This window comes from Mesorhizobium sp. (assembly GCF_004962245.1).
In the GTDB taxonomy this organism is placed as follows: Bacteria; Pseudomonadota; Alphaproteobacteria; order Rhizobiales; family Rhizobiaceae; genus Mesorhizobium.
The window spans coordinates 1-22,684 of sequence record NZ_SUHQ01000041.1 but is presented as its reverse complement, the minus strand read 5'-3'; the positions used below and the strand labels follow the sequence as shown (position 1 = coordinate 22,684).

22 protein-coding genes are annotated in these 22,684 nt (G+C 62.3%); 10 read left to right on the top strand and 12 right to left on the bottom strand.

What is annotated here, in order from left to right:
* Nucleotides 1-57 precede the first annotated feature (57 nt).
* Complete coding sequence (locus tag E5X88_RS30330) at nt 58-426, bottom strand: four helix bundle protein (protein ID WP_292167764.1); 369 nt, start codon at nt 424-426, stop codon at nt 58-60.
* 36 nt (nt 427-462) lie between these two features.
* Nucleotides 463-1,899 (bottom strand): glutamine synthetase family protein, encoded by a 1,437-nt coding sequence (locus tag E5X88_RS30325; protein WP_292167762.1) that lies wholly within the window; start codon nt 1,897-1,899, stop codon nt 463-465.
* A 151-nt stretch (nt 1,900-2,050) separates the two neighbouring features.
* On the opposite strand from E5X88_RS30325, the gene E5X88_RS30320 reads away from it, so the two are divergent.
* Complete coding sequence (locus E5X88_RS30320; RefSeq protein WP_292167761.1) at nt 2,051-2,767, top strand: HAD family hydrolase; 717 nt, start codon at nt 2,051-2,053, stop codon at nt 2,765-2,767.
* A gap of 262 nt (nt 2,768-3,029) precedes the next feature.
* Here the strand turns inward: E5X88_RS30320 and E5X88_RS30315 are convergent, their stop codons facing one another.
* The 3 genes from E5X88_RS30315 to aceA all read right to left on the bottom strand — a co-directional run bounded on the left by E5X88_RS30315 (nt 3,030) and on the right by aceA (nt 5,301).
* The gene (locus tag E5X88_RS30315) at nt 3,030-3,419 is read right to left on the bottom strand and encodes a response regulator (RefSeq protein ID WP_292167759.1); all 390 of its coding nucleotides are present in this window, start codon (nt 3,417-3,419) and stop codon (nt 3,030-3,032) included.
* A gap of 288 nt (nt 3,420-3,707) precedes the next feature.
* The gene (locus E5X88_RS30310; RefSeq protein ID WP_292167756.1) at nt 3,708-3,950 is read right to left on the bottom strand and encodes a hypothetical protein; all 243 of its coding nucleotides are present in this window, start codon (nt 3,948-3,950) and stop codon (nt 3,708-3,710) included.
* Between the two features lie 61 nt (nt 3,951-4,011).
* Nucleotides 4,012-5,301 (bottom strand): isocitrate lyase, encoded by a 1,290-nt coding sequence (aceA, locus tag E5X88_RS30305; protein ID WP_292167755.1) that lies wholly within the window; start codon nt 5,299-5,301, stop codon nt 4,012-4,014.
* A 245-nt stretch (nt 5,302-5,546) separates the two neighbouring features.
* On the opposite strand from aceA, the gene E5X88_RS30300 reads away from it, so the two are divergent.
* The 6 genes from E5X88_RS30300 (at nt 5,547) to E5X88_RS30275 (ending at nt 12,564) form a co-directional block, all read left to right on the top strand.
* Nucleotides 5,547-7,001, top strand: a complete 1,455-nt coding sequence (locus tag E5X88_RS30300; protein ID WP_292167754.1) for a helix-turn-helix domain-containing protein — start codon at nt 5,547-5,549, stop codon at nt 6,999-7,001.
* A gap of 148 nt (nt 7,002-7,149) precedes the next feature.
* A complete protein-coding gene (locus E5X88_RS30295; RefSeq protein WP_292167751.1) occupies nt 7,150-8,103 on the top strand; it encodes a DMT family transporter in 954 nt (317 codons plus the stop codon).
* A 348-nt stretch (nt 8,104-8,451) separates the two neighbouring features.
* Nucleotides 8,452-9,549, top strand: coding sequence for a polyamine ABC transporter substrate-binding protein (locus tag E5X88_RS30290; RefSeq protein ID WP_292167749.1), 1,098 nt, complete (start codon nt 8,452-8,454; stop codon nt 9,547-9,549).
* A gap of 75 nt (nt 9,550-9,624) precedes the next feature.
* Entirely contained in the window at nt 9,625-10,764 is a 1,140-nt protein-coding gene (locus E5X88_RS30285) for an ABC transporter ATP-binding protein (RefSeq protein ID WP_292167747.1), read from the top strand.
* A 10-nt stretch (nt 10,765-10,774) separates the two neighbouring features.
* Nucleotides 10,775-11,749: an ABC transporter permease subunit gene (locus E5X88_RS30280; RefSeq protein ID WP_292167744.1), complete on the top strand. Its 975-nt coding sequence runs from the start codon at nt 10,775-10,777 to the stop codon at nt 11,747-11,749.
* A complete protein-coding gene (locus E5X88_RS30275) occupies nt 11,746-12,564 on the top strand; it encodes an ABC transporter permease (RefSeq protein WP_145718029.1) in 819 nt (272 codons plus the stop codon). Before E5X88_RS30280 ends, E5X88_RS30275 begins: the two co-directional genes overlap by 4 nt.
* A 67-nt stretch (nt 12,565-12,631) precedes the next feature.
* On the opposite strand, the gene E5X88_RS30270 is transcribed toward E5X88_RS30275, so the two are convergent.
* Nucleotides 12,632-14,482 carry an AsmA family protein gene (locus E5X88_RS30270; RefSeq protein ID WP_292167742.1) on the bottom strand — a complete coding sequence of 617 codons (1,851 nt, stop codon included), beginning with the start codon at nt 14,480-14,482 and terminating at the stop codon, nt 12,632-12,634.
* Between the two features lie 194 nt (nt 14,483-14,676).
* Between E5X88_RS30270 and E5X88_RS30265 the strand changes: the two genes are divergently transcribed.
* Nucleotides 14,677-16,662 carry an acetoacetate--CoA ligase gene (locus E5X88_RS30265; RefSeq protein ID WP_292167739.1) on the top strand — a complete coding sequence of 662 codons (1,986 nt, stop codon included), beginning with the start codon at nt 14,677-14,679 and terminating at the stop codon, nt 16,660-16,662.
* 271 nt (nt 16,663-16,933) lie between these two features.
* On the opposite strand, the gene E5X88_RS30260 is transcribed toward E5X88_RS30265, so the two are convergent.
* Nucleotides 16,934-17,695 (bottom strand): SDR family oxidoreductase, encoded by a 762-nt coding sequence (locus E5X88_RS30260; RefSeq protein WP_292167736.1) that lies wholly within the window; start codon nt 17,693-17,695, stop codon nt 16,934-16,936.
* A gap of 160 nt (nt 17,696-17,855) precedes the next feature.
* Here E5X88_RS30260 and E5X88_RS30255 point away from each other — a divergent pair, with 160 nt between their 5' ends.
* Nucleotides 17,856-18,467 (top strand): TetR/AcrR family transcriptional regulator, encoded by a 612-nt coding sequence (locus tag E5X88_RS30255; RefSeq protein WP_292167733.1) that lies wholly within the window; start codon nt 17,856-17,858, stop codon nt 18,465-18,467.
* Nucleotides 18,468-18,530: 63 nt separating this feature from the next.
* Here E5X88_RS30255 and E5X88_RS30250 read toward each other — a convergent pair whose 3' ends face one another.
* From E5X88_RS30250 to E5X88_RS30235, 4 genes are all read right to left on the bottom strand, one after another.
* Nucleotides 18,531-18,800 carry a DUF6522 family protein gene (locus tag E5X88_RS30250; RefSeq protein WP_292167730.1) on the bottom strand — a complete coding sequence of 90 codons (270 nt, stop codon included), beginning with the start codon at nt 18,798-18,800 and terminating at the stop codon, nt 18,531-18,533.
* A 79-nt stretch (nt 18,801-18,879) separates the two neighbouring features.
* The gene (locus E5X88_RS30245) at nt 18,880-19,215 is read right to left on the bottom strand and encodes a metal-sulfur cluster assembly factor (protein WP_292167729.1); all 336 of its coding nucleotides are present in this window, start codon (nt 19,213-19,215) and stop codon (nt 18,880-18,882) included.
* The gene (locus E5X88_RS30240) at nt 19,212-19,739 is read right to left on the bottom strand and encodes a DUF2249 domain-containing protein (protein WP_292167779.1); all 528 of its coding nucleotides are present in this window, start codon (nt 19,737-19,739) and stop codon (nt 19,212-19,214) included. The genes E5X88_RS30245 and E5X88_RS30240 overlap by 4 nt, the downstream gene beginning before the upstream one ends.
* Nucleotides 19,740-19,755: 16 nt before the next feature.
* The gene (locus E5X88_RS30235) at nt 19,756-21,114 is read right to left on the bottom strand and encodes a hypothetical protein (RefSeq protein WP_366664842.1); all 1,359 of its coding nucleotides are present in this window, start codon (nt 21,112-21,114) and stop codon (nt 19,756-19,758) included.
* Nucleotides 21,115-21,465: 351 nt separating this feature from the next.
* On the opposite strand from E5X88_RS30235, the gene E5X88_RS30230 reads away from it, so the two are divergent.
* Nucleotides 21,466-21,705 (top strand): DUF1858 domain-containing protein, encoded by a 240-nt coding sequence (locus E5X88_RS30230; protein ID WP_292167724.1) that lies wholly within the window; start codon nt 21,466-21,468, stop codon nt 21,703-21,705.
* Nucleotides 21,706-21,719: 14 nt separating this feature from the next.
* Here E5X88_RS30230 and E5X88_RS30225 read toward each other — a convergent pair whose 3' ends face one another.
* Nucleotides 21,720-22,424 (bottom strand): Crp/Fnr family transcriptional regulator, encoded by a 705-nt coding sequence (locus E5X88_RS30225; RefSeq protein ID WP_292167721.1) that lies wholly within the window; start codon nt 22,422-22,424, stop codon nt 21,720-21,722.
* Nucleotides 22,425-22,684: the final 260 nt, after the last annotated feature.

The following is a 22,684-nucleotide window of genomic DNA, read 5'->3' as shown; positions in this document are numbered from 1 at the left end:
CAGTAGGGCAGTAGGGCAGTAGGGCAGTAGGGCAGTAGGGCAGTAGGGCAGTAGGGTCTATTCAGTCGACAGTTTGCGGATCAGCAGCCGCAGGAGCTTCCTTACGCTCTCGCTGTGGAGCATCAATGACTCGATCGCCTCGCGAGAGGTAATTCCAACCCGCTGTGCGATTAGAAGGTGCGTCTCCAACTCTTTGAGTGACCCTTGGGCGATCCTGAGAAATTGCTGGTAGGAAGCTCGGCTCTCCCGACCGTAACCCTCGGCTATGTTCGCTGGCACCGAGGTTGCAGCCCGACGCACCTGACCCGTCAGCCCGTAGAGCTCGTCCTTCGGCCAGGCTCTTGTCACTTCGTAGATTGCAACCGTCAGGTCCATAGCTTGCTGCCAAACGATCAGATCCCTGTACGATGCAATCTTGTCCGTCATCCTTGCCCTACTGCCCCCTACTGCCCTACTCCCCTATCAGACATTTAGCAGCAGATATTCCCGCTCCCACGGGCTGATCACTTCCATGAAGGTCTCGAACTCCGCCCGCTTGATCGCGGCATAAGTCGCGGCGAACGACTTGCCGAGCAGCGCGCAGAGTTCTTCGTCGGCTTCGAACAGGTCGACGGCTTCGAGCAGGCTGCGCGGCAGGTCGATCTCGTCCTCGTTGGCGGTGGTGAGAACCGGCGGTTCGGCCTTGATCTTGTTGGTCATGCCGATCAGCCCGCAGGCGAGCGATGCGGCCAGCGCCAGATAGGGATTGGCGTCGGAGGAGGGGATGCGGTTTTCGACGCGTCTGGCTGCCGGGTCGGAGCGCGGAACACGGAACGCGACCGTGCGGTTGTCGTAGCCCCATTTGTTGTTGACCGGTGCCGAAGCCGACTGCGTCAGCCGGCGGTAGGAGTTGACATAAGGCGCGAGCATCACCAGCGCGTTCGGCACGTGTTTCTGCATGCCGCCGACGAAATGGAAGAAGGCTTCGGTTTCCGAGCCGTCGTCGGCAGAAAAGACATTCCTGCCGGTCTTCTTGTCGATGATCGACTGGTGGATATGCATGGCCGAACCGGGCTGCCCCTGGATGGGCTTGGCCATGAAGGTGGCGTAGATATCATGCTTCAGCGCCGCCTCGCGGATGGTGCGCTTGAACATGAACACCTGGTCGGCGAGCTCGATCGGATCGCCGTGGCGCAGATTGATCTCGAGTTGGCCAGCGCCTTCCTCGTGGATCAGCGTGTCGATCTCCAGGCCCTGGCTTTCGGAGAAATGGTAGATGTCGTCGATCAGTTCGTCGAATTCGTTGACGCCGGCGATCGAATAGCCGGCGCCGCCGCCGATCGGTCGGCCGGAGCGTCCGACCGGCGGGGTCAGCGGATAGTCCGGATCGGGATTCTTGCGCACGAGGTAGAACTCGATCTCGGGCGCCACCACCGGCTTCAGTCCGCGCTTGTCGTAGGCGGCAAGCACGCGCTTCAGCACGTTGCGCGGCGTGAACTCAACCGAGCGGCCATCCTGATGGACGAGGTCGCAGATAACCGCCGCCGTCGGATCCTCCTCCCATGGCACCACCGTCAGGGTCGAAAGGTCCGGCATCAGCTTGAGGTCGCCGTCATCCTCCGGATAGTGGAAGCCGTTGCCGTCCTCGGGGTAGCCGCCGGAGATCGTCGTCATGAACACCGCCGAAGGCAGCGCCAGCGAGGTGTTGGAGGTGAATTTCTTCGACGGCATCATCTTGCCGCGCGCAACACCCGCCTGGTCGGGCGTGATGCATTCGATATCCTCGATGCCGCGCCATTCCAGCCAGGCGCTGACTTCCTTCCAGTTCTTCACACCGCGTTGATTTTTCACGAACGCAGGCGTGCGGACACGTCCTCCGCGGTTCGACGGACGGACTTCCTTTTTTGCAGGCGGCATCATTCACCAGATTGGGTTTCGGATTTGGGAGTATAGCCGGGGCCAGCGATGGAAGGGAAGGGGAGCCGGACTGCGTTCGCCTGCGCAGTTGAAAATTGCCCCAGGCGGCTTAGGTTGCGATGGCAATCCAGTTGCCTCGCTTCGAAGACGTCGAATGCAGAACAATCATGAGTTGACCACGATCGGCTTCGACGCCGACGACACGCTCTGGCAGAACGAGCAGTTCTTCCGCATGACCGAGAGGCGCTTTGCCGCGCTGCTCGCCGATCATGCCGAGGAACAGCACATTTCGGCAAGATTGCTGGAGGCCGAGAAGCGCAACCTCGCCGTCTACGGCTTCGGCATCAAGGGGTTTACCCTGTCGATGATCGAAACGGCGATCGAGATTACCGGGGGCCGCGCGCCGGCCTCGGTCATCGCCGAGATTCTTGCCGCGGGCCGCGAAATGCTCGGCCATCCGATCGAGGCGCTGCCCCATGCGCGCGAAGCCGTGGAAGAGCTGGCAGGTGGGTATCGCCTAGTGCTGATCACCAAGGGCGACCTCTTCGATCAGGAACGCAAGCTGGCGCAATCCGGTCTGGGTGACCTGTTCGATGCCGTCGAGATCGTCAGCGACAAGAGCCCCGCGACGTATGCCCGCATCTTCAGCCGCCACGGCGATGGCGCCGAAAAAAGCATGATGGTCGGCAATTCGCTCAAGTCGGATGTGGTGCCGGCCATCGAGGCCGGCAGTTGGGGCATCCACGTGCCGCATGAACTGACCTGGGTGCTGGAGCATGTCGAGCCGCCGGTCACCGCGCCTCGCTTCCGCCAGATAGCCGATCTCTCGGAACTGCCCCGGCTGATCGAAAGCATCGGGAAACCCGGCTGATCGCGTGTCCCGGCGTCGAACCGGTTAGAGCGGCGGACTTTCAAGTCCCCGCGGCTCTATCTCTTTTATTTGAGCATCGATTTTCCCAAAACCGGTGCCCACTTTTGGGTCCGATGCTCTAGAACTCGATATTTGGCAAATCGAGCCAGTTGCGTCGTCCCCTATCTCTGTTGAAGGATGGTCATTGCGGCGAAGCGGGCGTACGAGACATAGGGGCCCGTTGAGACAAGACACCCTGAACACCGGAAAGATTCCCTGCGTCCTAGCGACGTCCGAGCTCGATGAAATGGTCGATCACCGGCTGCAGCCGTTCGGTCGTAATCGGTTTGACGACCACCGCATCGACGACGCTCGACAGGCCGAGGCTCTCCGGTGTGCCATTCTTGGTTGAAAGCAGGATCACCGAGGGAACCGACTTGCCCGACGTGCGGCGCAACGCATCGATACCGGACATCAACGCCTCGCAGTCCTTGTTGTCCGCTCCGCCATCGAGGACGACAGCGCCCGGAATGAGCGATCGCAACGTCGCCGCTGCCGTTTCGGGCGATTCCGAGATCGGTTTGAGCCCGGATCGTTCGACGATTTTCGAAACCACTACACGGTTGATCGGCGACTTTCCGACGACGAGCACGCGGGTGAAGTCCGCGAGCATGGTCCGGCCCACCGGATTCAGGTGCTTCGCAGTGCTGGTCTCACGATTCACGGGGCGCATCAGCGGGCGGGCACTCGTCTGGTTTCAATGCAGGGTTGAAACTTTGGAGACAATTGCCGCGAGATCCCTGCCCATGTCAAGCTGAAATGGCGGATATCGAGAATATCGCAAGAAACGTTAAAATTTAAAGCAAGTTCTGTTCCCGGTCCGAATGCAAACCGGTCATGCAAACGCAAATCACCTGCGCAGAGACTGCGCAGGTGATGCCGGATCCACAACAGACTTCAGTCAGCCGAGGGTCCGCTGCGTGACGATCACCGGGATCAGCAGGTCGCCCCAGTTGCCGTCGCCGCCATGATGTCTTGCCGAGCGCACCAGCTCCACCGACACGCCGGCCTCGACCGCCTTCATCACCGACTGGTTGAGCCTGTGCAGGTCGTTGGCAAGCATGCGGATGGTCGCTTGCTGGTCGACGTTCATGGTGGTGGCCTGTTCTTCGGCCCGTTCCTTGACGCGGCTTATCGATGCCATTGGTCTTCTCCTTCTGCGTATTTATAGCCCTCTGGGGCGTTTTCTGTTCGTTGCGTTCCTGCTATTCCGCCGCCGGTTTGAACTGGGCGTGCTCGGTCGATTCATGCATGGCCGTGGTCGAAGACCGGCCACCGGTGATGGCCATCGATACAGCGTCGAAATAGCCGGTGCCGACTTCGCGCTGATGCTTGGTCGCGGTGTAGCCGTGGGCTTCCGCCGCGAATTCAGCCTCCTGCAGTTCGGAATAGGCAGCCATCTGCCGCGTCTTGTAGCCGCGGGCGAGTTCGAACATGCCGAAATTGAGCTGGTGGAAACCGGCCAGCGTGATGAACTGGAACTTGTAGCCCATGGCGCCGAGTTCCCTCTGGAACTTGGCGATCGTGGCATCGTCGAGGTTCTTCTTCCAGTTGAACGACGGCGAGCAATTGTAGGCGAGAAGCTTGCCGGGATGGTGCCTGTGCACGCCCTCGGCGAACTTCTTGGCCTGCGCCAGATCGGGCTTGGAGGTTTCGCACCAGATCAGGTCGGCGTAGGGCGCGTAGGCGACGGCCCGCGCGATGCAAGGCTCGATGCCGTTCCTGACTTGATAGAAGCCCTCCACCGTGCGGCCGGCACCATAGTCGACGAAAGGCTGGTCGCGCTCGTCGATGTCGGAGGTGAGCAGCTTTGCCGCTTCCGCGTCGGTGCGCGCGACGACCAGCGTCGGCGTGCCCATGACGTCGGCGGCAAGCCGCGCGGCGTTGAGGTTGCGGATGTGCGCGGCAGTCGGGATCAGCACCTTGCCGCCGAGATGGCCGCATTTCTTCTCCGACGCCAGCTGGTCCTCATAATGGACGCCGGCAGCGCCCGCCTCGATGAAGGCCTTCATGATCTCGAAGGCATTGAGCGGTCCGCCGAAGCCGGCTTCGGCATCGGCGACGATCGGCGCGAACCAGGTGTCGACCGAAAGCCCCTTGCCTTCGGAGGTCTCGATCTGGTCGGCGCGCTGCAGGGTGCGGTTGATGCGCTTGACCAGTTCGGGCGCCGCATTGGCGGGATAAAGCGACTGGTCCGGATACATGGCGGATGCGGTGTTGGCGTCGGCGGCGACCTGCCATCCAGACAGGTAGATCGCCTTCAGCCCGGCCCGGACCTGCTGCATCGCCTGGTTGCCCGACATGGCGCCGAGCGCGTTGACGAAGTCCTCCTCATGGATGAGCTGCCAAAGCCGGTTGGCGCCCATCTCGGCGAGGCTCTGCCGGATCTGGACCGAACCGCGCAGCCGCTTCACATCGTCTGGCGAATAGGGCCGCTCGATGCCGTCGAAGCGGCCTTCCGGCGCCGAGGGGACGAGGTTGTAAAAATCGGTCATTGGTCGCTCCGGATAAATCGTTGCTGGGATAGAAACGCCGCCTCATGGAAATTTCCGCGCCGTTTGGTGTGACAGCATTTACATTTCGATGCAAAACAGGCGAGAGAAACCGTAAGTCCGGCTGGAAAATAAGGGAAAAGCTGTGTTGCGTTTGACAGCCATGCTCTGTAAATTTGTCACGATTGTAAATGGCGACATGGCACCGCCATACAAAAATGATGTAAATTTCTGTCAAGGACAGTCGAGTGGCCGACCAGAAGATCTTCGCCGGGCCGCGAATCCGCCGCATCCGCAGCGCCAAGGGCCTGACCCAGACGGCGATGGCCGAAGGGCTTGGCATCTCGCCGTCCTATCTCAATCTGATAGAGCGTAACCAGCGGCCGCTGACGGTCCAGCTGATCCTCAAGCTGGCGTCCGTCTACAAGGTCGACCCGCATGAACTGCAGGGCGAGGCGAGGGGGTCGGTCGCCGCCTTGAAGGAAGTGTTTTCAGATCCGCTGCTGGTCGGCGAATTGCCTGGTGACCAGGAGCTGATCGAGCTTGCCGAGGCAGCGCCCAACGCTTCCGCCGCGGTGATAAAGCTGTTTCGCGCCTATCGCGAGCAGGCGGAGCGCCTCTCCGACCTCAACGAGCTTCTGGCGCGTGAGGGCCGGGCCACCGCGCTCTCCGGCGCCCGCTTGCCGATCGACGAGGTGCACGAGATCTTCGAGCGCCGGCCGAACCACTTTGCCGCGCTCGAAGAGGAAGCCGAGGCATTCACGTCGGTGCTCGATCCCGGCGACGATCTGCTCAGTGCGCTGAAGGCTTGGCTGAAGCGCGAATACGGCATCGTCGTCAAGGTGCTGCCGGTCGCCACCATGCCGAACTGGCGCCGCCGCTACGACCGCCACTCGCAGCGTCTGTTTCTGTCCGAGCGCCTGTCGCCATTCGATCAGTTGCGCGAGGTGGCGATGGAGGCCTGCCTGATCCGTATGACGGTTGCGGTGGCGGGCGAGATCCAGGCGCTGAAGCTGACCACGGACGAGGCCCGCCGGCTCGCCCGCTTCGAGCTTGGCCGCTACGCCGCCCACGCGCTGATGATGCCCTATCAATCCTTTCACGCGGCAGCACACCGTGCGCGTTACGACATCGACGTGCTGCGCTCGCGCTTCGGCGTCTCCTTCGAGCAGGCGGCGAACCGCCTGACCATGCTGCAGCGGCCGGGCACGTCTGGCGTGCCGTTCTTCATGCTCGAGGTCGACAATGCCGGCAACCGCTTCCGCAAGGCGGGCAGCCAGGGTTTTCCGCAAAGCCGCTTCGGCGGCGGTTGCCCGAAACTTCCTGTGCATGCCGCCTTCACCCAGCCCGGCCAGATCTTCGTCGAGGCGGTGGAAATGCCCGACGGCGCCGAGTTCCTCTGCATCGCCCGCACGCTTGAAGGGCCGCAAGGCTCGTTTTCGGAGCGCCCGCGCCGTACCGCACTTCTGCTAGGCTGCGACATCGGCTTTCGTGACGAGATCGTCTATGGCGCGGCGCTGCCGGGGCCGGCCGCCGCAGCGGCTGGAAAGGCCGGACAGGGCATCAATCCGGCCACACCGGTAGGCCCGGCCTGCCGGCTGTGCGAACGCATCGGCTGCCTTGCCCGCGCCGAGCCGCCGGTGACGCGCCCGCTCGGCCTCGACGAGATGGTGACCGGGTTGAGCGCTTTCGATTTTCAGTGAGGTCGCGGCAGGTGATCTGCCGTCCTTGCCACAACCGTCGCCGTTCGGTGGATCACGCCCTGCCACTGCCTTTGCGCTACGCGAATGAGGCACGTTCTTGTCGTCCGTTGCGCATCGTGCCGCCCTGAAATCGTCGACAGTCGCGCCCATGATCGATACCGCATCATCACCGACTGCAGTTTCGCCCGTTGTCTCGCTGCGCGACGAGCGTGTCGGCTTCCTGTTGATATTCCTGTCGGCGCTGATGTGGAGTTTCGGTGGCGCCATCGCCCGCTTCATCGACGCCGGCGACAGCTGGACGGTGGTGTTCTGGCGCTCGGTCTGGGCCGCCGCCTTCCTGATCTGCTTCATGATCTGGCGCGACGGCTGGCGCGGCACGGTAAGGTTGTTCCGCGGCATGGGCCTGCCCGGCCTTGCCGTGGCGTTCTGCTTCGCCACCGCATCGACTTGCTTCGTCGTGGCGCTTGCCTACACCACCGTCGCCAATATCCTTCTGATGCAGGCCGGTGTGCCGCTGCTGGCGGCGCTGTTTGCCTGGGTGCTGTTTCGCGAACGGGTGGCCGCGGCGACCTGGGTGGCGATTGCCGCCGTCATTGCCGGCGTTGCCATCATGGTATCGGAATCCCTTGATGGCGCCGTGTCTCCCATCGGCGACGGGCTGGCGCTGCTCATCGCCCTCATGTTTTCGATCGCCACCGTCATCACGCGACGCTTTGCCCATGTGCGCATGACGCCGGCGACCTGCCTCGGCACGATGCTTGCTGCCGCATTCGCGGCGTCCCAGGCATCGCAATTCGGCGTTTCCAGCAGCGACATGGGCTTCCTGTTTGCTTTCGGTGTGGTCAATCTGGGTCTCGGCCTTGCCTTCTTCGCCACCGGCGCCCGGCTTGTTCCGGCGGCTGTCGCGGCACTCCTCGGCACCTTCGAGCCGATCCTCGGCCCGATCTGGGTCTGGCTCATCCATTCCGAGGTGCCCTCGGAGCGCACCATCATTGGCGGCACGGTCGTGGTCACGGCGCTGCTCGTCCATATCGGGCTCGAATTCAAGCGTCAGACGCGGCCCGTACGGCCGGGTGTCACGGGCATGCCGTCGCCTAATTGATACAGCGCACGCGCCAAAGCGAGATGAGCCATTGACAACGCCGCAGCCGCGCGGGCAGGCTGCAATACGGCAACAACAAGACAGGCGTATCTTGCCAAGTCTCCCCTCCGGCCCGATCGAGACCGGACAACATCGTCGTATCCCTGCCCGCGCCGTGGCGAGAGCCTCTGACGGCGCCGGAACACCACTTGGATCACGATATGGGAATGGGGGTCTCGGCCGCTGCACATCGAACCACGTCGGCGGTTCGCGCTTGTCGCTTGCCGGAAAGCCCAATAATCTGAAGCAAATGCCAGCCGCGCAGCCCCGCGAGAGCTGGCGACGGAACACTCATCAAAGGAGAGACGCATGACCCGCAAAGCGTTCTGGCTTTCGGCAACCTCGGCATTTCTGACGCTTTTCACCCTCGGGGCTCATGCCCAGGACCGCGTCGTCAATGTCTATAACTGGTCGGATTACATCGACAGCTCGATCATCGACGACTTCACCAAGGAAACGGGCATCAAGGTCACCTACGACACCTTCGATTCCAACGAGCTCCTGGAGACGAAACTGCTTGCCGGCGGCAGCGGCTATGACGTTGTCGTGCCGACCGCCAACTTCCTCGCACGCCAGATCCAGGCGGGCGTGTTCCAGAAGCTCGACAAGTCGAAGCTGCCCAACATTTCCAACATGTGGGACATCATCGCGGAGCGCACGGCCAAGTACGATCCCGGCAACGAATATTCGATCAACTACATGTGGGGCACGGTCGGCCTCGGCTATAACACCAAGAAAGTGCAGGAAGCGCTCGGCACCGAGGAGATCGACAGCTGGGACGTGTTCTTCAACCCGGAAAAGCTGGCCAAGCTGAAGGATTGCGGCGTCTATGTCCTCGATTCCCCCAGCGACATCCTTCCGACCGCCTTCAAATATCTGGGCATCGACCCCGAGACCACGTCGATGGACGATTTCGCCAAGGCGGAAGAACTGATGCTGAAGATCAGGCCTTACATCCGCAAGTTCCATTCGTCGGAATACATCAACGCGCTGGCCAATGGCGACATCTGCCTGGCCGTCGGCTGGTCGGGTGATGTCTTCCAGGCGCGCGACCGTGCGACGGAGGCTAACCGTGGCGTCGAAATCGGTTATTCCGTGCCGAAGGAAGGTGCCGAGATGTGGTTCGATCAGATGGCGATCCCGGCCGACGCGCCGCATGTCGCCGAGGCGCATGAATTCCTGAACTACATGATGAAGCCGGAAGTGATCGCCAAGTCGAGCAACTACGTCTTCTACGCCAACGGCAACAAGGCGTCGCAGCAGTTCATCGACAAGGAGATACTCGAGGATCCGGCGATCTACCCGGATGAAGCGACACTGGCGAAGCTATTCACCATCGCCCCCTACGATTCCAAGACCCAGCGCGTCGTCACCCGCACCTGGACCAAGATCGTCACCGGGCAGTAAAGCGGCAGTCAACGACCCCGGCGCAGTGCGCCGGGGTCAAATCTTTTGGGGATAGGACGCAAGACGGAGTGGGACATGAAATCGCTTGGCAGCATCCGCAGGGATTTCGCGCCATGGAACGACCCGAAAGCCAAGCCATACATCCAGTTCGACAACGTCACCAAGAAGTTCGGTGACTTTACCGCCGTCAACAATTTGTCGCTGACCATATTCGAGCGCGAGTTCTTTGCCCTGCTCGGCGCGTCGGGTTGTGGAAAGTCGACGCTTCTGCGGATGCTCGCCGGCTTCGAGGAACCGACCGCCGGCCGCATCCTGCTCGATGGCCAGGATCTGCGCGGCATTCCACCATACCGGCGGCCCGTCAACATGATGTTCCAGTCCTATGCGCTATTCCCGCATATGACGGTCGAGAACAACATCGCCTTCGGCCTCAAACAGGACGGCATGCCGAAGCCCGAGATCGCGGCGCGCGTTGGAGAGATGCTGAAGCTGGTCAAGCTCGAGCAGTTCGCAAAGCGCAAGCCGCATCAATTGTCCGGCGGCCAGCGCCAGCGCGTCGCACTTGCCCGCTCGGTCGCCAAGCGGCCGAAGGTGCTGCTGCTCGACGAGCCGCTTGGCGCGCTGGACAAGAAGCTGCGCGAGGAAACACAGTTCGAGCTCATGGACCTCCAGCAGTCACTCGGCCTCACCTTCGTCGTCGTCACCCACGATCAGGAAGAGGCGATGACCATGGCCGACCGCATCGCCATCATCGACAAGGGCGAGGTGATGCAGGTGGCGACGCCGGCGGAAGTCTACGAGGCGCCGGGTTCCCGTTTCGTCGCCGGCTTTGTCGGCAACGTCAACATGTTCGAAGGCAAGATCGCGCGTGGCGACGCCGGCGCGGCAAGCATCGACACGGGCAACGGCATCACCATCCGGACAGAGAATGCCGGCAATGCCGCCACTGGCGCGGCCGTCGCCTTCGCGATCAGGCCGGAGAAGATCAAGGTGTCGTCGAAGAAGCCGGCCGGTGCCGTCAACGCCATCGAGGGCGAGGTCTACGATATCGCCTATCTCGGCGACATGACCGTCTATCACGTCAGGCTGGACGGCGGCCACGTGGTGCGGGCGAGCACGATGAACGCCGAACGCATCACCGAGGATCCGCTGAGCTGGAACGACCGTGCCTGGGTGTCGTTCCGGCCGGACGCCGGCGTCGTGCTGACGCGATAGGGGGACAGCCATGTCCAATGCCGCTGTCACCGCTGCAACAACCTCCTCGGCCGCCGATGAGGGCAAATCCGCCCTGGCCAGACTGGGAGAGGCCTTCGTTGGCCGCCTCGTCATCATCATCCCGTATCTCTGGCTGGTCTTCTTCTTCCTCATTCCGTTCGTCATCGTCTTCAAGATTTCGCTGTCGCAGACGGCGATCGCCATACCGCCCTACACCCCGGTGCTGGGCTTCGGCGATGGCCTTTCCGGTCTTCTCAATCAGCTGAAACAGCTCAGCATCGACAACTACACTTGGCTGACGCAGGACGCTCTCTACGTCAACGCCTATGTGACCAGCGTCATCGTCGCCGCCATCTCGACGGTGCTGACATTGCTTGTCGGCTACCCGATCGCCTATGGCATGGCCCGCGCGCCGGCGACGCTCCGCCCGACCTTGCTGATGCTGGTGATCCTGCCGTTCTGGACTTCGTTCCTGATCCGCGTCTACGCCTGGATCGGCATCCTCAAGCCCGAGGGGCTGCTCAACCAGCTGCTACTCGCCACCGGCGTCATCAACCAGCCGCTGATCATCCTCAACACTTACACGGCGATCTTCATCGGCATCGTCTATTCCTATTTGCCGTTCATGGTGCTGCCGCTCTACTCCGCTCTCGAGAAAATGGATTACTCGCTGATCGAGGCGGCCAAGGATCTCGGCTGCCCGCCGACCAGCGCCTTCTGGAAGATCACCTTTCCACTGTCGCTGCCCGGCGTCATCGCCGGCTGCCTCCTGGTGTTCATTCCCGCCGTCGGCGAGTTCGTCATTCCCGACCTGCTCGGCGGGTCGCAGACGCTGATGATCGGCAAGACGCTGTGGAACGAGTTCTTCGCCAATCGCGACTGGCCTGTGTCGTCGGCCGTTGCCGTCATCCTGCTGTTGCTGCTGATCGTGCCGATCATGCTCTTCCAGCGGGCCCAGGCCCGCGCCCAGGAGCAAGACAAATGAACCCGACCTGGAGCCGTTTCAACATCACGTCGATCGTGCTGGGCTTTGCCTTTCTTTACTTGCCGATCGTTCTGCTCGTCGTCTTCTCCTTCAACGAATCGAAACTGGTCACCGTCTGGGGCGGCTTCTCGACCAAATGGTATGTCTCGCTGTTCCACAACCAGGGCCTTATGGACGCCACCTGGGTAACGGCCCGCGTCGCCGTTATCTCGGCCACCGTGGCGACCGTGCTCGGCACGTTGGCGGCTCTCACCTTGACGCGCTACACCCGCTTCAAGGGCCGGATGCTGTTTTCCGGCATGGTCTTTGCGCCGCTGGTCATGCCGGAAGTCATCACCGGCCTGTCGCTGCTGCTGCTCTTCGTCGCCGTCGGCCTCGACCGCGGCTTTCTCACCGTCACGCTTGCCCACATCACCTTGACCATGTGCTTCGTCGCCGTCGTCGTGCAATCGCGCCTGATGACGTTCGACCGTTCGCTGGAAGAGGCCGCGATGGATCTTGGCGCCCCGCCGGTGAAGACTTTCTTCCAGATCACACTGCCCGTCATCATGCCGGCGATCGTGTCTGGCTGGATGCTGGCGTTCACATTGTCGCTCGACGATCTGGTCATCGCCAGCTTCACCTCGGGGCCTGGCGCCACCACGCTGCCGATGAAGATCTACAGCCAGGTTCGTCTCGGTGTGACGCCGGAGATCAACGCCGCCTGTACCATCCTGATCGCGGTCGTGGCGGTCGGGGTCATCATCGCTTCGCTCGCCAACAAGCGTCGCGAGGTGCAGCGCCAGCGCGATGAGCAGGCCGCTCAGCGGGGGTGATGAAAGGAACGGCGGCTGCAAGCCGGCAAGAAGCACTTCCGACGACGACCGTAGCGGCTTCGTCGGCCTACTCTCCCGAAACTCCGCGGCTGATCGGCGAGATGAACGGCGTGCTCCACGTCCCGCCGACGAAGAACGAAGACTGGTTGGGACCCTGGTCATTCGTCTGCGCGGCTGCCTGGTCCGCCTGGATGATGCCGCCGGACAGCGCCAGGCCGCGTCCGGCATAGGAGGCGATGCCGGAAAGCCAGACCTTGTACTGCGCCGAACTGGCTTCGGCCTTCTCGATCTTCGCCACGCCGTTCGAAATATTGGCCTTGAGTTCGGCTCCGTCGATCGGCAGCGTTCCGTCGGAGACATCGTCGAGCGCGAAGAATCCGCCCTGTTCGGTGTGTTTGAGAAACGCCGGCAGGTTGAGCCGGCTCAACGCGCCCTTGCCAAATTTCGCCGAAACCGAGCCGTCGGCGTTTTCGAAAATGGAATCCCAGGTTCTGCCCGGCCCCTTGAGGATGACCGAAACCGTTCCCGTGCCGATCGGCACCAGTCGCGTCATCCCGGCTGCGGTGCCAAAGGCGCCGCCGTCGATGTCGGAGGCGAGCAGCCTGATCTCGACCTGCGTGCTTCCCGACTTGCGGTCGAAACGAAGGCTGCTCTGGATGTTGCCGCCGAAGGCCGATGCATCGGAAATATCGAAGACGGCAAGACCGTTCTTGACCTGGGCGGTGGCGGCGACCTCGGCAAGCTGGATAGCGCCTGCGGTGGCCTGCGCTGCCGACAGTCTGAGATCGAGATTGATCCGGTCGGCGACGCTTGTGTCGATTTCGCCGGGGCCAGTTCCGCTCGCGGGTGCCAGGGGCGTGAAGGCGGAGAGAAACGATCGCAGGTCGAGCGTGTCGAAGGCGAGCGTACCGGAGACGACAGGCCGCGCTTCGCCAAAGGAGAAGTCCAGCGCACCCATTCCCGGGTTGTCGTCCAGAGCGATCTCGGTGTTTTCGAATTTAATGCGCCCGGAGGTCGCCGTGACCTTGCTGGAAACAGAGACCGAGCCGATTGCCGCGCCCGGCGCGATGCCGGCCCGCGACCATTCGAGCAGGCGCCTGAGCGAGGGTGCGGCAAATTTCGCCTGGCCGTCGAAATAGGCGTTGTCGGACATGCTGGCCACGCCGTCGAACGAAAAACTGGCGGGGGCTGCCGTGAAGGAAAGCGTCATCGGCGCAGCACCTCCCCCAAACAGCACCAGCGGGTTCGGCGATGCGGCATCCACGGCGACGCTTTCGCCGCGCCAGATTCCGGTCGCCGACAGCGTCGCATTGCTGTTCAGCGCGGCCCAGTTCGCCTGGCCACTCAGGCTGCTCAGTATCTCGGCGTCCTTGCCATCGACGGAGGTCACCACGCGGCCGTCCCTGAACTCCACGGTGCCGAACGGATCCGCCGGCAGCTTGCTCAGGTCCGGCTTGGCTGGATTGGCACTGACCACGGCGCGAGCGGTGTCGATGGAACGCGTGATGCGCCCGCCCGAAGGCAGGGCGGGCAGGAAAAACCCATTTGCTGCGCGTTGGACCCTGATTGTCGGCCGGATCAGCCGCGCCGTCGAAAACACCACGTTGCCACGCAGCGCCGCCATGGCGGAGAGATTGACCTCGACCCGTTCGGACTCGATCACCGGCGGCGCGTCGGTCTCTGTCCATTGCGAAAGCGTCACGTCGGTCAGGATGGCCCGGAAATTCGGCCAGACCTCGATCCGCGGCGCGCCGTCGATGGTGACCCTGAAACCGCTCCACGCACTCATTTCCCAGGCGATGCGATCGCGCACGATGCGGGTCGAGGCGACGAGCGGCAGGGCGGCGACGGCCAGCGCGATGACGAGCACGGCAACGCCGATCGCCCATAGTCCGCGCCGGATCAAAGGTGATGGCATGTCGCCCCGTATGCTTCCATTCCGACAAAAATCGTCCGACGGGTGTAACCCACGGCCGACGCATTTCAAGTCTTTATGGCCCCGCGATGGCATTTGCGCACATCCATGTCGGGTCGGCCGAACAAAATCTTGCTCTGCTGCGCTGCGATATGCATAAGCGATGCCAAACGCGGCGCGTTTTGAGGAGGAACGATATGGCTGGCGACGCACCGCTCTGGACACCAACACAGGACCGGGTCGACGCTGCGCCGATGACCGCCTTCATGAAGGCTGCCGCGACCAGGACCGGCAAGGATTTTTTCGCCTATGCCGATCTTCACCGCTGGTCGGTCGACGATCGCGAGGCGTTCTGGAGCCTGGTCTGGGATTTTTGCAGGATCGTCGGCGACAAGGGGACCAGTGAGGGGGGAGCCGATGGGGGCGAACGCGTGCTTGTCGATGGCGACAAGATGCCCGGCGCCGCCTTCTTTCCCGATGCGAAGCTGAACTTCGCCGAGAACCTTTTGAAGAAAACCGGGACCGGTGACGCTATCGTCTTTCGCGGCGAGGACAAGGTCGAGCGCCGGCTCTCCTGGAATGAGCTGCACGCGCTGACCTCGCGGCTGCAGCAGCTTTTCCTGTCGCTCGGGGTGAAAAAGGGCGACCGCATTGCCGCCATGATGCCCAACATGCCGGAGACCGTTGCCGCCATGCTGGCGACAGCCTCGATCGGCGCCGTCTGGTCGTCTTGCTCTCCCGATTTCGGCGAACAGGGCGTGCTGGACCGGTTCGGCCAGATCGAGCCTGTCGTCTTCATCGCGCCCGACGGCTACTGGTACAATGGCAAGGCGATCGAGGTCGCCGACAAGATCGCGGCCGTTGCCGCAAAGCTCGCCACCGTCCGCAAGATCCTCATCGTCGACTATCTCGGCACCTCGACCGATGTAGCGGCGACCATCGAGAAGGCGACGGCGCTGGACGAGGCGCTCTCATCCTTCGCCGCCAAGCCGGTCACCTTCGAGAGGTTGCCGTTCGCGCATCCGCTCTACATCCTGTTCTCCTCCGGAACGACCGGCATCCCAAAATGCATCGTCCATTCGGCCGGCGGAACGCTGATCCAGCATGTCAAGGAAGAACGGCTCCACGCCGGCCTGCTCGACGGCGACCGCTTCTTCTACTTCACCACCTGCGGCTGGATGATGTGGAACTGGCTGGTGTCGGGCCTGGCGTCGGGCGCAACCCTTCTGCTCTATGACGGATCGCCCTTCTATCCCGACGGCAACGTGCTGTTCGACTTCGCCGACGCCGAGAAGATGACCTATTTCGGCACCTCGGCCAAATTCATCGATTCGGTGCGCAAGGCCGGCCTCAAGCCGATCCGCACGCATGATCTTTCCAGCGTGCGCACCATCTCCTCCACCGGCTCGCCGCTGTCGCCGCAAGATTTCCGCTTCGTCTATGACGGCATCAAGCAGGACGTGCATCTCGCCTCGATCTCCGGCGGCACCGACATCGTCTCCTGCTTCGTGCTCGGCGTGCCGACGCAGCCGGTATGGACCGGAGAGATCCAGGGACCGGGTCTTGGCCTGGCCGTCGACGTCTGGGACGACGACGGCCACCCGCTCAGGCAGGAGAAGGGAGAGCTTGTCTGCACCAAGGCGTTCCCGGCAATGCCGATCGGCTTCTGGAACGATCCCGAAGGCAAGAAATACCACGCCGCCTATTTCGAGCGCTTCGACAATGTCTGGTGCCACGGCGACTTCGCCGAATGGACCGCCCATGGCGGCCTGATCATCCATGGCCGCTCCGACGCGACGCTCAACCCGGGCGGTGTCAGGATCGGCACGGCGGAGATCTACAATCAGGTCGAGCAGATGCCGGAAATCCTGGAGGCGCTGTGCATCGGCCAGGATTTCGACAACGACGTGCGGGTCGTGCTGTTCGTGCGGCTGGCCGCCGGCGTTGAACTCGACGCCGAGCTGGAAAAGCGCATCCGGACGAAAATCCGCAGCGGGGCGAGCCCCCGCCACGTGCCGGCCAGGATCGTCGCCGTCGCCGACATTCCACGCACCAAATCGGGCAAGATCACCGAGCTCGCGGTGCGCGACATGGTGCATGGCCGCGCCATCAAGAACAAGGAGGCGCTGGCCAATCCCGAAGCGCTCGAGCTGTTTCGCGACCTGCCGGAGCTGGCCGATTAGGTCCTCGAAGTGAGTGACTTTGACAGGTTGCAAGCCTGTTTGATGGCCATGATTTCATGGTTCGTTGAGTGGCGTTCGAGATTGGCCGAAGCTCCAACTTCGTCATCCCTGGGCGTAGAGGAGCGAAGCTCCGTCGCGGAGACTCTGGGGATCCATGTCGTAAACCCGACCGGAGGGTGCCGCGGAGCAGAATTTTGCATCGCAGCAGTGCTCTGATGTCGCGCAGCGTTCGCTCCGCTCCATTTGATCGTCTTCGCCGGATCTTCGGCGCTCAGATCCCGATACCACCGGCTATATTTACGGTCTCCCCGTTGATATAGCCTGCGGAAGGCCCGGCGAGGAAGCAGACGGTTTCTGCCACCTCCTCGAGGGTTGCGATGCGACGGATCGGATGCATGTCCAGGATGGCCTCGCGGTCCGGAAGCTCACCGGCAACCCCCGAGGCCATGTCCGTGGGCATGATGCCCGGCTGTACGACATTCACAGTGATGTTGCGAGGGCCGAGGTCGCGCGCGATCCCCTTGGCATATCCGGCGAGTGCCCATTTGGTTCCGGCATAGTCGGCGACCCCGGCAAAGGACACGACGGAGCCAAGGCGGGAGCCGATGAAGATGATCCGACCACCATTGCTCAGTCTGGGCGCCGCCGCACGAGTGTTGGCGATCGTGCCCATGACATTGACCTGCCACTGACGATTGTATTTGTCTCCATCAAGCTTGGGATCGTCTACGAGCTGACCTTGGATCGCGATGCCGGCATTGTTGACCAGGATGTCGAGCTTGCCGAATGCGGAGATCACCGAGTCGATCAGAGGCTTGGCGGAAGATAGGTCGGCCTGATCGCTCTTGATCGCGATCGCGCGAGTACCCTTCGCCTTCAGCTTCGCCACGACGGCCTCCGCCTTGTCGGCCGAGGCGGCGTAGCTGATTGCAACGTCCGCTCCGCGCTCGGCGAACGCTTCCGCCGTCGCGGCACCAAGGCCACGCGAGCCGCCCGTGATCAGGACGACCTTTCCCTTCAGTATGTTCGACATGAAAATCCTTTCGGTACACGACCAGGACATCGCCTGATCCGAGCGGGCGACTTCGCCCTGTTATCGTAATGAACATTACGATAACGATTGGTATGAAACCTGGACAGGGCCTGTCAAGTGGTTTAGTAATGCCCGTTATGAAAAAGGCTGAGTCGAGCTGATGGGGCGCCATCGCGAATTTTGCGTGGAGACAGCGCTCGACGCGGCGCTATGCGTCTTCTGGCGTAAAGGTTACGAGGGTGCTTCCTACGCTGACCTGACCGAAGCTACTGGCGTCGAGAGGCCCGCCCTCTATTCTGCATTCGGCAACAAGGAAGCGCTCTTCCGCCGAGCCCTGGCTCGCTATCACGAGCGATACCTAGGCTACCTTCCAGAGGCACTTCGGCTGCCCACAGCGCGCCAGGTTGCTGCACACTTCCTGCGTGGCGCGGTTGAACTCAACACGCGCTATCCCGACCGCACAGGCTGCTTTGGCGTCAACGGCGTCTTGGCGGGCTCGGACGACGCCGAACCCATCCGCCAGGCCCTGATAGAGTATCGGGCCACCGGCGAAGCGATGCTTCGCGAGCGGTTCGAGAGGGCAAAGGCAGAGGGTGATCTTCCCGAAACTGCCGACTGCGCAACCCTGGCCGCGTATGTCATGGCGGTGACACACGGCCTGGCCGTGCAGGCAAAAGCGGGTTTCCGTCGTGAAGTTCTCCAGGCGGTGGCCGAGCAAGCCTTGGCTGGCTGGCCAGAGAATGCCCGCTCGGCAGCCGCTCATGATTCTTGAGTTATGAGATGCTGGCCGAGCGGCAGGATCGTCCGCTGCTGCCGCTTTCTGACTGCGTCCCAGTCAAGCCCGCTTTCGCCGGGGTGCGGTCACGGTCAGTTCTTGGCTGATGATCTCGCCATCATGACCGACGATCATCGTCAACTCGCGGTCATGATGGCGGAAGGAAAGGCGGTGTCTGCCCTCGTCCTCGCCAATCCCACGTTCGACGCGGCCCTTTATCGAGCCCCTCTGCATCTGCCTGAGGAAATACTCGACCGCGAACTTCATCGCTCGCGCGGCCACCGCGGCGTCGATTTCGGGCACGCCATCCGTCCAACGAACCGGGGTCATGCGGGATCACTCCCAAAAACACGCTCCACCAGGTGATTGTCCCGCATGTCGTCGACAGCCTTGCAATCCGGGCAACTGCTCACCATCCACCTCGGTCCGTGATGCCCAGTCGCAGTCGCGCGTCTGGTGTCATCATCCTCGGCGACCACGGCGGCTCATAGGTGAGCGCGACATCGACGAATTTAACGCCTGGCACGGTCCGTGCGCTGTCACGAACGCCCGCCTTGAGATAGTCCGTGGCCGGGCAGCCCGGCGTTGTCGTGGTCATGACGATGTGCGCGGTACCGTCCTCCTGGATGGCGACATAGTACACCAGACCCAGTTCGACGATATTGCCGCCGAGTTCGGGGTCGATCACGAGGCGAAGCGCATCCTCGACGTGCCGGACCAGATCATCGGTCTCCGCCACGCTCATTCGGCAGCCTCGCGCCTGGCGCCGATCCGGACGAGCAGCTGATAGGTCGTTCCGTCGTGGTCGAACCCGCCGCGCCAGTCATGGCCGCGCTTCTCCAATTCCGGCATAAGGAAGACCGGCTCGCGGCAAAGCAGCGCTGACAGGACTTCGCCTGTCTGCATCGCCTCGATCGCCGCCAGGATGCGAACCATCGGCTCGGGTGGTTCGAGATCACGATTGTCGAGATGCATCAGCGGGCTTGGCCATGCCGCTTCGACGAAGGCCGACGCCATCTCGTCCGTGAGTTCCCCCTGGTCGGCGTGGCGGAAAAGCACTTCCCAATCGCCGTCGCCGATCTCCCGATCCTCGTGCGCAAACCCCATCGAGCCGAGAGCCTGGAACAGAGGTACCGGCCTGAACGGCGCCAGCAGCCGGAACCCTTGGCCTGGAGCGAGCGCACCGATCGTTTCCATGATCTTGCCCAACGGCTCCCCGCCTGCGGCCAGGATCGGCCGGACGTCCAGTTCCACGAATGTCGTCATGATCGTCATCCTTCCTTTGTCATGCCCTTTGGGCGAACGAATAGAGCAGGCCGGGCCTGTGCGCTCCCTCGGGGAAACGGGCTTCGGCACTTACATCGACAAGGCGCCGGGCGCGCAGAAGCTGCACAATTATCCCGGCGGTCGCGACAAGCATGCCCGCCGCGCTCGCTTGAAACGTCGGCGAATGCTCGTACAGGAGGGCCGCCGCGCCTCCCCAAACCGACGCAAAATACAAAAGGAACCACTTTTCAGCGCGGTTTTCGACGACCAGATCCTGAACGCGCGGCGTGGCTTTCTTGCCGAGAACCGGGCCGTAGCATTCGAGCCAGGTAAGGAACGGCACGATCTTGTAGAGCATGGCCAGTCCGAGCCCGGACAACCAGCCGAATGCCGCGAGGAAGACGACGACTGCGACGTGCCGCTCCAGCGCACCCGACCCGGCAAGAATGGCGGTGAGCAGGATAGTGAGTCCCAGCGAGGCGAAGGCGAGCACGGCCATGCGCGTGTTGAGTTCAATCATCCGTCTTTTGCGGGCGCGATAGAGATAAAGCATGTCGCGGCCGTAAAGACCCAGCGCAGCGAGCCCGACCGTGCCAGCCGCGAGCAGTACCGGATTGAGACTCCCCTCTGACAGGATGGCCAGGACGCCGCCTGGCACCGCGATGACCAAAGCACATATGGCGAGATGCAGCACGAGCCTAGTGCCGCGCCGGTCCAATTCCGGCGTCAGCATGAACATGGCGAACAGCCTGTAGCTGACACCAATGGCGCAAAGGGTGAGCCAGCCGGCGAGACCTGCAAGCGCATGAAGTGAAACACCTCGCCCGGCAAGATCGATGAGATAGGCGTTGTCCGTGACGCCGCCGCGCACCAGCGCGAAGATGGTGCCGAGCGCCGTAGTCAGACAGATTCCAACCAGTCCGACACCGACGAAACGCGCGGGCAGGGGAAGCGGCCACCCGGACATCAGCGTTCTGGCGAGATTCCATATCACGAGTGCGAAGCCGGCGCCGAGCAGGATGGCCGCGATTGGAAAGAAGGGCAGCGCGTCCTCGATTTGCCCATCGAGCCAGAGAAATCCTGAAAGCAGCGCAACAAGACCGCTAAGCAAGCACAGAAGTGCCGGCATGGTCAGGACATTGTTGAACAGCGGACGGTGGATCAGAACCGGCACGAACTGGAACAGCGCCCCGCACATCAGCAGACTTAGCCAGCCGATCGTCACGATATGCACGACGATAAGGGTCCGCGGAGACTCGATTGACGCGGACGGGTAGCCGTACCCGGCCGCCATCAGCCCCTCTGCCAGGAGGAGCGCGGCAAGCGCCGCGGCGAAGTAGGACATGGTCCAGCGGGAAAGGGAGACGCCGGTCACCATAGTTCTCCTCTGTCAGAATCGCGCTGGGCCTATGGAAAGACGCGTTCCACCAAACTGTTGACCCAAACTTATCGCTTCAACCGGAACGTTCTTTGCGCTGACGCAAGCAAATCCGTTTCCAAAAGCATTGGGGTCGGCGGAGCCGGGTCGCTAGTGGACAATCGCGGTGTCGAGTCGCTCATGCCCCTGCGCTGCCTTCCAGGCGCGCTTGATCGCCAGAACGCCGGCCGGTATCGCGCTCCCGCCACATGACTTCCGAAGTACCGACGTCACGGCGGAGGACTGGCGATTCCTTTTTCGCCGCATAGTCTGGTTTCTGTTTGCTGATCCGCAATGACGGGGGGCGCCCCGATGCCTGATGATGTGTTTCAGGAACGGATAGCAGCCATGAAACCGAAGTTTCACGATGACATGACGATGGACGCAATCATGCGCGAGTGGCCGGACACCATTCGCGTCGTTCTTGATCGTGGATTGCTTTGTGTAGGCTGTCCCATCGCATCCTTTCACACACCGGCGGACGCGGCCAAAGAGCATCAGGTGGACGAAACACGGCTCATCGACGATCTGGTCGGTGCTATGAAGGGATAAGCAAGCAGGTCGCTTCAGCTCTTCTCCGCGCGTCCCTGCGCAAGCAGGAACAGGCGATGCGGTTCGACAATAGTTACTTTCTGGCGACCGCTCTTGACCAGCCCCTTGTCTTCCCAGGAGGTGAGCAGACGGCTGACCGTATGAAGCGTCGTGCCGGTCATCTCGGCGATGTCCTGGCGTGAGATCGGAAAGTCAATGAGAATGCCTTCATCCGTGGTCTTTCCGGTCTGCTTGACGAGACGTAGCAGCGCATGGGCAACGCGCTGTTCCACCTGCTCGGTAGCCATCTCGACGACCCGGCTGTGCGTGTCGTTTAACCTGGTCCCCACCGTCTTATAGGTGTTGGCGCCAAAATTTGGGAAAGCGGTTGCGAATTCCGACCAGAGGTGGCCCGGCCAGGCCAGCACCACGCAATCGACCGCTGCGATCGCGCTCGCCGGATAAGTGAGTCGACCCAATGCCTGAGCGATGCCCATCAATTCCCCCGGACTGATGTAGCGCACTATGACCTGCTGGCCGTCCGGTGTCGTCTTCACCACGCGGACATGCCCTGCGATCAAGAGGAAGAAGGAATGGGCTTCGCCCTCTTGATCGAAAACCACCTCGTCCTTCGCTATCCGCAACGAACGGGCCTTCTGAAGGATGCGATCGAGGTCCGCCGGAGCCACGCCCTGGAATGGAGACAGCCCAGCAATCAGCGAGCGGTCGAGGCGGCTCACGATGACTCCTCCTTCCGCCGGGTGGAACTCAAAAAACTCGGGGGCGCGAATGCATCACCATAATGTCACATACGACCGAACGCCGACAAGCCGTCACCAGTGCGGCCTTTTTACGTCCTTTGGTTGTACGTGTGCGATCGCACGCGTGTGCCATGCCGGCATCGCGCCGAGCTAAGCCGGTTCGGTTCCTGGCTTTCAGGAGCAGCCTAAGCCGCCTTGCTGTGGGCGCGGACCGATTGGTCCAGATAGGCATCGAAGGC